This window comes from Microbulbifer elongatus, assembly GCF_021165935.1.
GTDB classification, from domain to species: Bacteria; Pseudomonadota; Gammaproteobacteria; order Pseudomonadales; family Cellvibrionaceae; genus Microbulbifer; species Microbulbifer elongatus.
Window position 1 is genome coordinate 2729622 of sequence record NZ_CP088953.1, and the last position, 14039, is coordinate 2743660.

The following is a 14039-nucleotide window of genomic DNA, read 5'->3' on the forward strand; positions in this document are numbered from 1 at the left end:
AGCCCCGATTCCTAAGGGCGCCGCCTTCGCTGCTGGAGTCGGCGCCCTCTTTAGTTCTACTGCCTTTATAAACAGGAACGATAAGAGGCCTGGGTAATGGTTAAAAACGAAAAATTTTATCGAGCGCCGCTGGTACTGGCTATTACCGCGGCCTCCACATTTGCATCTGGTGCCTTTGCGCAAGATGCGCAGTTGACAGCGGAATCAGAAGAGTCCAAACCTCAAATTGCGGCGCCGCAGATTGAAGAGGTAATGGTGCAGGGGCGACTTCAGGATTCCGCACACTCACTGATTAATGAGCGCCTCGACGAAGAAGTGGTAACCGATATTCTCGGCGCCGAGATGATTGGCCGGGTGGGCGATTCCACCGTAGCAGCTGCACTGCGTCGTGTGTCCGGCTTGTCTCTGGTAAATGACAAGTTTGTCTACGTTCGTGGCTTGGGTGAGCGTTACTCCAGCACAACTCTGAATGGTGCTGTAGTGCCGTCACCGGATCTCACCCGTAACGTGATTCCGCTGGATATTTTCCCGACCTCGGTTGTTGAATCGTTGGCGGTTCAAAAAAGCTACTCAGCCGACCAGTCTGCAAACTTTGGTGGTGGTAATGTTGATATCCGCACCAAGGGAATTCCGGATGATTTCACTGTTGCCCTGGAAGTGGGCACCGGCTTCAATTCTGAAACCGACGGCGACGTATTGAGCTACGCCGGCGGTGGTGATGACTCGTTCGGTACCGATGACGGCACTCGTGCTATGTCGAGCGAGCTGCAATCTGCCCTGGATCGTTTCCAGGGACGTCTGGATGTTAACTCCATCCGTAATACCCTGATTTCTGAAGGTAGCGCGGCGCCAGAAGATGCGCGTGCTGCTGCAATCGCTTTGAATCGCAACTTGGCCCTTGAGCTGAATCGCGATATCGCGATCGAAGAAGATTCCAGCAACCCGGATTCTGATTTCAAGGCCAGTATTGGTAATCGTTTTTATCTGAACGATAACTGGGACGCTGGTTTCCTGGTGGGTGGCTCCTACAAAAGCAAATGGCGTTCGGAAGAAAGTACGCAGCGTGTGTATGGTGACCCCGAAGAGCAATATGGCGTAACGACTGAGTCCGTATACGCCGTGGATATTACCGGCAACGTGAATCTCGGTATCAGTTTTGCCGATGAGCACAATGTAGCGTTGACCAGTCTGTTCTTACGCAATACCGATGACACCACTGGGATCAAGGACTTCTTCAACGAAAACACCATCAAGTCCGATGGTTCTGGCTTTCGCGACTACTCAATTCGGTTTGAGGAGCGAGAACTGCTAGTAAATCAATTGAAAGGTACTCACTCCGTTGGTGCTGAGACCAAAGCCATGTTTGGTGGCCTGCTGAACTGGGTCCCCGAAGACCTGGTTGTCGATTGGCACTACTCCGACTCTGTTGCAACTACTGACATCCCCAATGAAGTGGTTGTTCAGGCGGATACCAAAACAGATCCGGCGACCGGCGAGGTGCAGAGCTCAACCATACGTTTGAACAACGGCAGTGCAAGCTATCGTTTCACCGAGTTGGAGGACGATGTGTTGAGTTACGGCTGGTCTGCGACGTTGCCGATCGAGTTCAGCACTTCGACCCTTGAGCTGAGCGGTGGTTTCTCTCATAACGAGAAAGGCCGGACTTACAAAGAGACGCGCTTCGGTCTCGGTATTTCAAGTGTGGTCGATGACACAATTCTTGGTGGCTCTCTGGATGATGTGTTTAGTGATGAAAACATCACTAATCCGGAGAACGACTACGGCCTGGTTCGTGCCGGTATCGACAACAAGAGCTACATCGCAGCCACAATGACCGATGCGGTATTCGGTAAGGTCGACTGGACCTTGAATGAAACCTGGCGTGCCTCTCTCGGTGCCCGCTGGGAAGATTACAATCAGGTCGCATTGGATTGGAATCCCTATGGATATTCGGTAGACGAGCCTCAGTTGCCAACCGATCCAGATACACTGCAAGATTCCGTGTTTTCAGAAGATAAGGTATACCCATCTCTCGCTCTGACATATATGAGTGATTTCTGGGCGGAAACCTTCCAGCTGCGTTTTGGTGCATCCAAGACTTCTGTGCGCCCGGATCTGCGTGAGATCACTGATGCGGTATATCTTGATCCCATTACCGATGAGCGCGTAACCGGTAATTCCAGTGTTCGTCCGTCTGAAATGACCAACTTTGACATCCGTGCAGAGTGGTTCTTCAGCGAAGGTGACAACCTGACCGTATCTCTGTTCTACAAAGATATCCTGGATCCGATTGAGTACTTCGAGAAGGCTACCAGTGATACGGATACCGGCCGTGAAATTATCAACGCGGAATCCGGTGAGATCGCCGGTGTGGAATTTGAAGGCCTGAAGTCCATGGGTTTCCTTGGTGAAACTATGGATAGCTTCTTCCTGCAGGGTAACCTCACACTGCAAGAGTCCGAGCTGGTTGCCGGCAGCGAAGCTGATTCTCCGACGAACCACGTCCGTACTATGGCTGGTGCATCGGAATATGTACTCAATATGCTGGTTGGATTTGATTCACCAGATGGCGCTCACTCTGCAACGCTCGGTTACAACGTATTCGGTGATCGCTTGTACCTGGCGGGTCGTCTGGGGGCGCCTGACTCTTTCGAGCAGCCGTTCCACTCTCTGGATATGACATATTCCTGGTATCCAACCGCTGAGATCACCATTAAGGCTAAGATGCAGAATCTGCTGAATGAGTCTATCGAAATTGAGCGCGATGGCGTGATCGTATTCGAACAGAAGCCCGGCCAGTCGTTCGCTCTGAGTGCGCAATACCAGTTCTGATCTGAAGTATTAAAAACCACGAGCAACCTGGAAGTTGTAGCGGTAATAAACCAACAGGGAATGCTTACTAAGCCGGACACTGGTGACAGTGCCCGGCTTTTTTGTTGGTGTGTCAGAGTGTGTCTGGTAGATGCGCCTGCGGCTTATCTACCCTACGGGTAGACGGGCTTTTCAGTAGGGTGGATAAGCCGCAGGCGCATTCACCAAAACCGGGTGTTTCCAATATAAAAACGGGGCGCCATTGGCGCCCCCATAGGTAAAGTGCACAGCTGATTACATATTCGGATAGTTGGGGCCACCGCCACCTTCCGGTGCGATCCATACAATGTTCTGGGTTGGATCCTTGATATCACAGGTTTTGCAGTGCACGCAGTTCTGTGCATTGATCTGGAAGCGCTTGCTGTCACCTTCTTCAATAACTTCGTACACACCGGCAGGGCAGTAGCGCTGTGCCGGCTCATCGTAGATGGGCAGGTTGTGATTCAGCGGGATGTCATTGTCCTTCAGCGTCAGGTGACAGGGCTGGTCTTCTTCGTGGTTGGTGTTAGAGATAAATACGGAAGACAGCTTGTCAAAGCTCAGTACGCCGTCCGGCTTTGGATAGTCGATTTTCTTGCAGTCCGCGGCCGGTTTCAGCTGCGCGTGGTCGGCCTTGCTGTCACTCAGGGTCCAGGGCAGTTTGCCCTTGAACAGGTTGATGTCGATAAAGGCGTAGGCAGAGCCGAGAATATTGCCCCATTTATGTTGCGCAGGGCCGAAGTTGCGCTGCATGTGCAGTTCCTTCCAGGCCCAGCTGTTTTTGTAGCGTTCGCTGTAATCGCTCAGCTCGTCGCTGCCGCGTTCCGCAGCCAGTGCTTCCGCCACAGATTCCGCTGCCAGCATGCCGGACTTCATGGCGGTGTGGTTGCCCTTGATCTTGGCAAAGTTCAGGGTGCCGGCGTCGTCGCCGATCAGCAGGCCGCCGGGGAAGGCCATTTTCGGCTGGGACTGCAAGCCACCTTTCACGATTGCCCGTGCGCCGTAGGCGACACGTTGGCCGCCCTCCAGGTACTGCTTGATCACGGGGTGGTGCTTGTAGCGCTGGAATTCGTCGAACGGGCTGACGTGGGGGTTGCTGTAGGAGAGGTCGGTAATCAGACCCACAACCACCTGGCCATCTTCCAGGTGATACAGGAAGCCGCCACCGGCAGAGTCGGATTCGTCCAGGGGCCAGCCGGCAGTGTGTACGACCAGGCCCTGCTGGTGCTTGTCGCTGTCGACTTTCCAGATTTCCTTGATGCCGATGCCGTAGTGTTGCGGGTCGCGGTCGGCATCGAGGGAGAATTTGGCGATCAACTGCTTGCCCAGGTGTCCGCGGCAGCCTTCGGCGAACAGTGTGTATTTGGCGTGGAGTTCCATACCCGGCATATAGGAATCCTTCTCCTCGCCGTTCATGCCCACGCCCATATCGCCGGTGGCGATACCTTTTACCGAGCCATCTTCGTTGTATAGCACTTCGGCGGCGGCAAAGCCGGGGAAGATTTCGACCCCAAGGGCTTCCGCCTGCTCGGCGAGCCAGCGGCACAGGTTGCCGAGGCTGATAATGTAGTTCCCTTCGTTATGCATGGTGCTCGGCACCAGCATGCCGGGCACCTTGAGGGCGCTTTCCGGACCGCGCAGTACATAGATGTCGTCACCGTTGACGGCGGTTTCCAGCGGCGCACCGCGCTCTTTCCAGTCCGGGAAGAGCTCGTTGAGGGCGGTGGGTTCGAATACAGCGCCGGAGAGAATGTGCGCACCGACTTCAGAGCCTTTTTCTACAACACACACGGCGATGTCTTCGTTGATCTGGCGCAGCTTGATCGCGGCGGCAAGTCCGGCAGGGCCCGCGCCGACGATGACTACGTCGTATTCCATTGACTCGCGTTCCACAGGTCTCTCCTCAAACAGGTTTAATTATTCACCCGCCGAATTATGGCAGGCAATTTATAGGTAGGCGGATTATATCGGGCATCGTGCAACCCCACCAATTGCGTAAATTTTCATTTCTGCTGGCAAATACTGGCGTATTTGACGGTTGTTGGGCCGGTACAATCGGGCCTGTTTATGGCTCGAAATTGATCTTGTGAATGGCTGCTAGGCTTACTATTCAACTATTGATTTTGGTCTGTGAAAGGGCCAACATACACGCCGCTCAAACGCTTGTTTGAACTGGAGGCTGGCTCGCAGGTGCCTTAAAACACTCGATCCGGGTGGTTTGGCAGGGCCGCTGAAACACTCAGCCGGGAGGCTGCGCGAGTTACCCATGCCGCAGTTCAGCGCCGTTACCGGCAGCAGACTGCGGCCTTTATGTAGACTACTGAGACGGGATTTTCATGAAAGTTCTTGTAGCCGTGAAGCGCGTTGTCGATTACAACGTGAAAGTTCGCCCCAAGGCGGACGGTTCTGATGTGGACACTGCCAACGTCAAGATGTCCATCAACCCATTCTGTGAGATCGCGGTCGAAGAAGCGGTTCGCCTGAAAGAGAAGGGTGTGGTCAGCGAGATCGTCGCTGTGTCCATGGGCCCGAAACAGTGTCAGGAACAGATTCGTACCGCGCTGGCGCTGGGCGCCGACCGCGGCATTCAGGTTGAGACCGATGCGGAGCTTCAGCCGCTGGCAGTGGCCAAGTGCCTGAAAGCCATCGTCGAGAAAGAAGAGCCGCAACTGGTTATTCTGGGCAAGCAGTCCATCGATGGCGACAACAACCAGACTGGCCAGATGCTGGCGGCGCTGACTGGCATGGGGCAGGGCACCTTTGCTTCTGAGGTCAATGTCGAAGACGGTTCCGTCAAGGTCACCCGTGAAATTGACGGCGGCCTGCAGACCGTGGAACTGACCCTGCCGGCGGTGGTTACCACTGACCTGCGTCTGAACGAGCCCCGTTACGCCTCCCTCCCCAACATCATGAAGGCCAAGAAAAAGCCCCTGGATGTAACCAACCCGGAAGAGCTGGGTGTCGATATCGCCCCGCGCACCAAAACCCTGAAGGTCGAGCCGCCGGCCGAGCGCCAGGCCGGCATCAAGGTTGCCGATGTGGCGGAACTGGTGGAAAAACTGAAGAGCGAGGCGAAGGTAATCTGATGAGCATCCTTGTAATTGCAGAACACGATAATGCGGAACTGAAAGGCGCCACGCTGAACACCATCGCTGCGGCCAAGGCCATTGGCGGCGACATTGATGTGCTGGTTGCCGGCAGTAACTGTGGCGCCGTGGGCGAAGCGGCGTCCAAAGTGGACGGCGTGAGCAAGGTCCTGGTGGCGGACAACGCCGCCTATGAGCACCAGTTGGCAGAGAATGTGGCCAAGCTGGTTGCTGACCTGGGTAAGAACTATAGCCATGTACTGGCTCCGGCCACGACGACCGGTAAGAACATGCTGCCGCGTGCTGCTGCGCTGCTGGACGTTCAGCCAATCTCCGACATCATCGCCGTTGAGGGTCCGGATACCTTCAAGCGTCCGATTTACGCCGGCAATGTGATTGCTACCGTGCAGAGCTCCGATGCCATCAAGGTGGCTTCTGTGCGTACCACCGCGTTTGACCCGGTTGCGGCGGAAGGCGGCAGTGCATCGGTCGAGTCCGTGGATATTGTCGACGACGCGGCGGTTTCCAAGTTTGTCGGTGAAGAGCTGGCGGAGTCCGATCGTCCCGAGCTGACCGCAGCGCGGGTGGTGATCTCCGGTGGTCGCGGTATGCAGAATGGCGAAAACTTCGAGATGCTGTACAAGGTCGCCGACAAGTTGGGTGCGGCGGTGGGTGCATCCCGCGCAGCCGTTGACGCGGGCTTCGTACCGAACGACATGCAGGTCGGTCAGACCGGTAAGATCGTGGCGCCGGACCTGTACATTGCCGTTGGTATCTCCGGTGCCATCCAGCACCTGGCGGGTATGAAAGACTCCAAAGTGATCGTGGCTATTAATAAGGATGAAGAGGCGCCGATCTTCTCCGTGGCAGATTACGGCCTGGTGGCCGATCTGTTTGATGCGGTGCCGGAGCTGGAAACCAAACTGTAACAATCAGTTCATATACTTCACTCCAAAAAGAAAGGGCGGCCATTGGCCGCCCTTCTCGTTTTTATGTGAATGTTGGGACACTGTGCCGGATTTGGCGGCCAGTAATGCTTTACTTGCTGCCTGGTTATTCTTTAGCCTATGCAGCCGAGATCATTGCCTTTCTGGGGGTATGCCCCGAGAATAGGCGCCCAATAATTAGAATTACGTTGTTTGTGACGGGTTTCATCATGTCATTGGTCAAGCGCACACTGTCGTCCGCACTGCAGAACCCAGGGGCTCCCGGAAGCAGTGCCAAGAAGAGCCTGCTCGCTACCGCCGGAGTGGTTGGCGGCTGGTTCGCCGTGAATCTCATGGCATACGGTCATCTCGCGGTGCCAGCTGATGGCGCGGAGAGCTTGCTGGCGGAACGCAGTAGCCGCTCCGTGGCGCACAATTCCGCCACAACGCTTCCCCCGACGGCATTTTTCGGTGTCGCAGCGGTCAAAAAGGCGGAAGAGCCTGAGATCGATCTGGCCAATATCCCGATCACCCAGTTAAACCTGGTGTTGTCCGGTGTGCTCAGCAGCAGTGTGAATGAGCACGCCAGTGCCCTGATTGCCGAGAGGGGCAAACCCGCTGAACGTGTTTTTGTAGGACAGACTTTGCCGGGGGGCGCCGAGGTCTACTCCGTTGAAGTCGACCATATTATCCTTCGCCGTAACGGGCAGATGGAAAAACTGACCTACCCAGACGCAGAGGGGCGTCCAACTGTTCCCAAGCAATACGCCAATTACGCCCGTCAGGCGGCCAAAGTGATCAGTGCCAAGTCCAGCGGGAGTCAGGCGGATAAACAGCAGTCCATTCGCGAGCGCCTTGAGCAATTGCGAAAGATGGCTCGTGAGCGTCAGGGGGCGCAATCGAACCGCTGAGACTGCGCAGCGAACCGGTAAGCGAATGGGGATTTTGGGTATTCGCTTTGCTTTCAAGACCTAACCATTTAACGACCAGATAAGAATTAGAGTCAGATTCATAATGATGAGCGTGTTTCACCGACGACTGGTTGCAGTCGCCATGGGTTTTTTGTTGTCTTTTTCGGTGCTGGCTCAGTCTTCTCCGGAGAGAGTGACACTTTCTCTCGACAACGCCGATATTCGCGACCTGATTAACTGGGCTGCGGATTTCACCGGCAAGAACATCATTGTCCACCCCAACGTAAAGGGCAAAGTGACCGTGGTTGCGGGTGATCCCATGACCCACGCACAGGCCTTTGACGTATTTATGTCTGTGTTGCAGGTAAACGGCTTCAGCCTGGTAGAGCAGGGGGATGCATGGAAGGTGGTGCCCGATGCGCTCGCCAAGCAGCAGGCGATCCCGGTGATCGACGAGCAGACCCGGGCCCCCGGTGAGGCGCTGGTGGTGCGCACGGTCAAGGTGGAGAATATTTCTGCCGCCCAGCTGATTGCCATGCTGCGGCCACTGATCCCGCAGACTGGCCACCTGGCCGCCTATGCGGACACCAATACCCTGATCGTTGCCGACCGCGCGGCGAACATCGACCAGATTGTGCGCCTGATCAAGCAGCTGGACCGCGCTGGCGCCATCGATATCGAGCTGGTTGCACTGCAATTCGCCTCAGCCAAAGAGGTCAAGCAGGTTCTGAACGAGTTGTTGCAGGGGGGCGGTAAGCAGGCCGGTAACGATGTGCAACCGCTGCGTATCGCCGTAGACGAGCGCTCCAACAGCATCCTGCTGACCGGCGACCCGGTCACCCGTACTCAACTCAAGAAAGTCATTCAGCGTCTCGATCAGCCTCTGGCCGGTGAGGGCAATACTGCCGTGGTCTATGTGCAGTACGCCAGCGCCGTGGACCTGAAGCCGATTCTGGAGGGGATGAGTGGCAGCATCCAGAAGACCGAAAAGGACCAGCAGGTGGCGGATGTGGAGGTCAGCATTCAGGTGAATGAGGAGCTGAATGCGCTGATTCTTACTGCGCCCCCATCACTGCTGGAAACCATGAAAGGGGTGATTGCCAAACTGGATGTGCGCCGCGCACAAGTTTTGATTGAAGCCATTATTGTGGAAGTCACCGAAGGTACCGGTAATCAGCTGGGAATCAAATGGCTCGCCGGGAACGACGACGATGTTTTTGCCGGCTTCAATAACGATGTGGCGATCGGTGATCCGGACGGGGACAACACCATTGAGGTGGATGGTGTTCCCATCAACCCGGGGTCACTGGATCCGTTGAATCTCGTCGGTGCTGGCCTGAACCTTGGATTTCTGAGTGGCACTGATGTTCGTGTGGCAATTAATGCAATCGCAGAGCAGAACAACGCGAACATTTTGTCTACACCGACCATCATGGCACTGGATAATGAAGAGGCTGAGATTCTGGTGGGCCAGAATGTACCGTTTATTACCGGTTCACAGCTGACCACTGGTAGTAATAATGATCCTTTCCAGACCATTCAGCGCCAGGACGTGGGTACCATTCTTAAGGTGACGCCGCGAGTGAATAACAACAACTCGGTGACACTGGATATCGAGCAAAAGGTTGAAAACGTGCTGCCGGTTACCGGTGCGGCATCGGACATCGTGACCAGCAAGCGTGAAATCCGCACCAAGGTCCTGATCGATGATGGCGCCATCTTGGTATTGGGCGGACTGATCGAAGATAAGCTCACCGAATATAACAACAAAGTGCCGTTGCTTGGCGATATACCCGGGCTCGGGCGCCTGTTCCGTAACTCCCAGAAAGACGTGGATAAAACCAACCTGATGGTGTTTATCCGCCCGCGTATTCTCAGCAACCAGATCGCCGGTTACGAGGAAACCCGTCGCCGCTACCGGGATATGCAGGAGAAACAACTGCGCATGCGTGACGACACCAGCCGAATCTGGGACTGGAATCGCGGCGATGTGCTGCCCGACCTGCTGCCACCCGCAACAAATTATGAGCAGGAATCTCAGGAGCCTCTTCCGGTGGAGCCTGAGGGCGTCAAGTGATGGCGGAAGTGGTACTCAAGCGCCTGCCATACGCGTTCGCCAAGCGGCATCAGGTGCTGCTGGCGGAGGTTGAGGGCACCCCGGTGTGTCAATATGTGGCGCCACTGAATCCCTCGGTGCTGGCGGAAGTTCAGCGTCTGTGTGAGGTGCCGCTGGGGGTAGCTCCGGTGGACCGGGAAACCTTTCAGGAATCCCTGCAACGGGAGTATGAAAACCGCGAAGGGGGCAACCTTTCCGATGTCGAAGGCCTGGGTGATGACCTGGACCTGGCCGCGGTCGCCGATTCCCTGCCCGAGACCGAAGACCTGCTGGAGCAGGAAGACGATGCGCCCATCGTCAAACTGATCAATGCCATTTTTGCCGAGTCCCTCAAACAGGGGGCCTCGGATATTCATATCGAAACCTTTGAAAAACGCCTGGTGGTGCGCTTCAGAGTAGACGGTGTGTTGCGCGAAGTACTGCAACCGCGTCGCGCCCTGGCGCCACTGCTGGTGTCGCGGATCAAGGTAATGGCGAAGCTGGATATCGCCGAGAAGCGTGTTCCTCAGGACGGCCGGATTTCCCTGTTGATGGGCGGCCGGGAAGTGGACGTGCGTGTATCCACCATGCCTTCCTCTGCCGGTGAGCGGGTGGTGATGCGTCTGCTGGACAAGCAGGCGGGCAAGATGGATATGCGTCAGCTGGGCATGGCCGAGCGCGACCTGAAGGTTATCACCGAGCTGTTGAGTCGGCCTCACGGCATTCTGCTCGTTACCGGCCCAACGGGTTCCGGTAAAACCACCACACTGTACGCGGGTCTCGCCAGCATCAACAACCGGGAAAAGAATATTCTCACCGTGGAAGACCCGGTGGAATACAACCTGGAAGGGGTTGGCCAGACCCAGGTCAACACTAAGGCGGATATGACGTTCGCCCGCGGCCTGCGCGCTATTTTGCGCCAGGACCCGGATGTGGTGATGGTGGGTGAGATCCGCGACCTGGAAACCATGCAGATCGCCATTCAGGCCAGTTTGACCGGCCACTTGGTGCTCTCCACCCTGCACACCAACACCGCGTTGGGTGCGGTGACCCGTCTGGTGGATATGGGGATCGAACCGTTTTTGCTGTCGTCCAGTATTATTGGTGTGCTGGCCCAGCGCCTGGTAAGGGTTCTGTGCCCGGATTGCCGCCAGCCCCATCAGGCCGACGCGTTCGAGCTGAGAATGCTCGGCTTTGCGGAAGATGCAGAGGCCACCATTTATCGTCCCGGCGGCTGTGAAAAATGCAACCACAGTGGTTATCTTGGGCGCGTCGGTATCTATGAGCTGGTACCGGTCAACGAGCGTCTGCGGCAGATGATTCACGACCGGGATTCGGAAAGTGCGCTGGTAGCCGAGGCGCGAAAACTCGGCCCCAGTATTCGCGACGACGGCATGGCCAAAGTTCTGGCTGGAACCACTTCACTGGAAGAAGTGTTGCGGGTAACCCAGGAGTCCTGATATGGGGGCATTTGAGTACACGGCGCTCAACAGCGGTGGCCGCAAAAGCCGCGGTACCCTGGAAGCGGATAGCGCAAAAGCCGCGCGTCAGCAGTTGCGCGCGAAAGGTCTGGTTCCGCTCGAGGTGACCGCTGCGGGGGACTCCTCGCCGCAATCAGCGGGTAGCTTCCTGAGTGGTAGTCCCGGGCTTGGCATCAAGCCGCTGGCACTGCTTACCCGGCAGATTGCCACCCTGCTGCGCGCCGGTATTCCCCTGGAAGAGACCCTCAGCGCGATTGCCAACCAGACCCGCAATCAGAAGGTGCGCCGTATCGTACTGGCCATTCGCGCCAAGGTGCTGGAGGGGCACAGTCTTGCCCAGGCGCTGGGGAGCTTTCCCCGCGCGTTTCCCAAGCTCTATCGGGCCACGGTGGAGGCCGGTGAGCATTCCGGCCATCTGGATGATGTGCTGGAGCGGCTGGCGGATTACACCGAGAGTCAGCAGCAGTTTCGCCAGAAAGTTCAGCTGGCTCTCATATACCCCATCGTACTGGTCGTTATCTGCGTCCTCGTAGTGACCGGCCTGATGGTGTACGTGGTTCCCGATGTGATCGAGGTATTCACCGGCACCGGTCAGCAGTTGCCACTGGCCACGCGGATACTGGTCTCGTTCAGTGATTTTATTTCTGCGTGGGGCTGGATTATCCCTCCGGTTATTGTGCTGCTGGTGGTGGGTTGGCTGCTGCTCCTGCGTCAGCCCAAATTCCGTTATCGCTTTCACCATCGACTACTGGAAATGCCGGTGATTGGCTGGCTGGTGCGCGGTGGTCAGAGCGCCCGCTATGTGGGTACTCTGGCGATCCTGACCGGCAGTAGTGTGCCACTGGTGCAGGCCATGGGGATTGCCAGCGGCGTGATGGGGAATGACTACCTGAAGGAAAGGTTGCAGACCGCACAGAAGTTTGTTCGCGAAGGCGGCAGCCTGCGGCGGGCGCTGGAAGACGTGGAGTACTTCCCGCCGATGATGACTTATATGATTGCCAGTGGCGAATCCTCCGGCACGCTCGATGAGATGCTGGAGCGTGCCGCGGAAAACCAGGAGCGGGATCTGCAGGGTGCGGTTACGGCATTTGTGAGCCTGTTTGAACCGCTGATGCTGCTGGTAATGGCGGGGATCGTTTTATTTATCGTAATGGCAATCATGATGCCGATCATGAACATGAACCAGTTGGTGGTCTGATTCGCTCCGTGAGTGGACGCAGCCGGGCCGACCGTTTTTGAGCACGCGAGGTGAGAAATGAAAAATTTGCGTAAGAGCCAGGGCTTTACCCTGATTGAGATCATGGTGGTGATCGTGATTCTGGGCGTTCTGGGTGCACTGGTCGTGCCCAATATCATGGGGCGCACCGGGGAGGCCCGGATTAAAGCGGCAACGGTCGATCTTCGTGCGATCTCGTCACAGCTGGACCTGTACCGCATGGACAACTTTGTGTATCCGAGCTCGGATCAGGGCCTGGAAGCGCTGGTTACCAAGCCGTCCGGTTTCCCGGAGGCAAAAAACTGGGCTGAACCTTACCTGAAGCGCGTGCCTAAAGATCCCTGGGGCAATGAATATCAGTACATCAGCCCCGGCAGCAGCGGCCCGTACGATCTGTTCAGCCTGGGTGCCGACGGCAAGCCCGGCGGTGAAGGTGAGGCGGCGGACCTGTTTGCTTCCGAGCTGTAAGCCCGGAGCCTGATTCTGTTATGCGTATCCTGTCCCGCCGCCAACGGGGATTTACCCTGATTGAATTGCTGGTGGTGATTTTCATAATCGCTACCCTGGCGGGCATGGCGACGCTTTCACTTCGCGGGACCGACAGCCGCAACTGGACCGGTGAGGTTCAGCGGCTCGCGAATCTGTTGCAGCTGGTGGCAGACCGCGCGCTGATCGACAAGTCGCACTACGGTGTCGTCTTTGAAGAAGACCGCTATGAGGTTGTCCGCTACGACTCCTCAGCCCTGAGGTGGCAGGAAATCGATGTCTCAGGCTCGGCCATCTCCTCCCGTGCCGGCCGCTTTATGTCCCACGAGCTGCCGTCAAATATGCGTCTGGAAGTCCTCTCGCAGACCGAGCTCCCGGGGGCGGATGGCAACAGTTCCAGTTTCACGCCCAGCGGTCGCAGCGATCGCGACAAAGACGACGAAGAGAAAGAGATCAAACCGCAGTTTGCGGCACTGTCCAGTGGTGAGGTGCTGCCGGTGGAGGTGGCGTTTTTCCTCACGCGGGATGGCGATGTAGCCCGTGGCGCGGTTATATCCTACAGCAGTCTGTACGGTATGCAGCTGGAGTGGCAGGTCGATGACTACTGAATCCCGACAGCTGCGCAGCCGGATTCAATCCGCCGGGGGGTTCACCCTGGTTGAGGTGCTGGTTGCTCTGGTGATCTTTGGGGTCATCGCCGCGAGCGTGCTCAAAACCATGCAGGATAGCGTGCGTCAGCAGGCTGCGCTGGAGGAGCGCCTTACCGCCAATCTGGTGGCGCAACAGGCGTTGGCAGAAATCCGCCTGCGTACCGACTGGCCCCCACTGGGCAAGAAAACCGAGCGCGTGCTGTTGGCAGAGCGCGAGTGGGAGGTGACCGCAGAGGTTAAATCCACCAGTGAACCGCGTATGCGTCACATCATTGTGCAGGTGGGTTGGCCGGACAAGTCACCACTGCTGACGATTGATTCCTGGGTGGCCGAATAAC

General features: G+C 56.6%; 11 protein-coding genes. 10 read left to right on the top strand and 1 reads right to left on the bottom strand.

The annotated features are described in order from the left end of the window. The first annotated feature begins 96 nt into the window (after window positions 1-96). A complete protein-coding gene (locus LRR79_RS11170; RefSeq protein WP_231757282.1) occupies window positions 97-2832 on the top strand; it encodes a TonB-dependent receptor domain-containing protein in 2736 nt (911 codons plus the stop codon). A 273-nt stretch (window positions 2833-3105) separates the two neighbouring features. Here LRR79_RS11170 and LRR79_RS11175 read toward each other — a convergent pair whose 3' ends face one another. After that, window positions 3106-4743, bottom strand: coding sequence for an electron transfer flavoprotein-ubiquinone oxidoreductase (locus LRR79_RS11175; RefSeq protein ID WP_231757283.1), 1638 nt, complete (start codon window positions 4741-4743; stop codon window positions 3106-3108). Window positions 4744-5186: 443 nt separating this feature from the next. On the opposite strand from LRR79_RS11175, the gene LRR79_RS11180 reads away from it, so the two are divergent. From LRR79_RS11180 to gspI, 9 genes are all read left to right on the top strand, one after another. Beyond that, window positions 5187-5936 (top strand): electron transfer flavoprotein subunit beta/FixA family protein, encoded by a 750-nt coding sequence (locus tag LRR79_RS11180; protein WP_231757284.1) that lies wholly within the window; start codon window positions 5187-5189, stop codon window positions 5934-5936. Continuing rightward, entirely contained in the window at window positions 5936-6865 is a 930-nt protein-coding gene (locus tag LRR79_RS11185) for an electron transfer flavoprotein subunit alpha/FixB family protein (RefSeq protein ID WP_231757285.1), read from the top strand. Before LRR79_RS11180 ends, LRR79_RS11185 begins: the two co-directional genes overlap by 1 nt. Window positions 6866-7092: 227 nt before the next feature. Next, window positions 7093-7773, top strand: a complete 681-nt coding sequence (locus LRR79_RS11190) for a type II secretion system protein N (protein WP_231757286.1) — start codon at window positions 7093-7095, stop codon at window positions 7771-7773. A 193-nt stretch (window positions 7774-7966) separates the two neighbouring features. Next, window positions 7967-9850: a type II secretion system secretin GspD gene (gspD, locus tag LRR79_RS11195; RefSeq protein ID WP_231757287.1), complete on the top strand. Its 1884-nt coding sequence runs from the start codon at window positions 7967-7969 to the stop codon at window positions 9848-9850. Then, window positions 9850-11328 (top strand): type II secretion system ATPase GspE, encoded by a 1479-nt coding sequence (gspE, locus tag LRR79_RS11200; RefSeq protein ID WP_231757288.1) that lies wholly within the window; start codon window positions 9850-9852, stop codon window positions 11326-11328. The genes gspD and gspE overlap by 1 nt, the downstream gene beginning before the upstream one ends. Before the next feature lies 1 nt (window position 11329). Continuing rightward, window positions 11330-12547, top strand: coding sequence for a type II secretion system inner membrane protein GspF (gene gspF / locus LRR79_RS11205; RefSeq protein WP_231757289.1), 1218 nt, complete (start codon window positions 11330-11332; stop codon window positions 12545-12547). 57 nt (window positions 12548-12604) lie between these two features. Further along, entirely contained in the window at window positions 12605-13033 is a 429-nt protein-coding gene (gene gspG / locus LRR79_RS11210) for a type II secretion system major pseudopilin GspG (protein ID WP_231757290.1), read from the top strand. Window positions 13034-13053: 20 nt separating this feature from the next. Beyond that, the gene (gene gspH / locus LRR79_RS11215) at window positions 13054-13659 is read left to right on the top strand and encodes a type II secretion system minor pseudopilin GspH (protein ID WP_231757291.1); all 606 of its coding nucleotides are present in this window, start codon (window positions 13054-13056) and stop codon (window positions 13657-13659) included. After that, the gene (gene gspI / locus LRR79_RS11220) at window positions 13649-14038 is read left to right on the top strand and encodes a type II secretion system minor pseudopilin GspI (protein ID WP_231757292.1); all 390 of its coding nucleotides are present in this window, start codon (window positions 13649-13651) and stop codon (window positions 14036-14038) included. Before gspH ends, gspI begins: the two co-directional genes overlap by 11 nt. The last annotated feature ends 1 nt before the right edge of the window (window position 14039 follow it).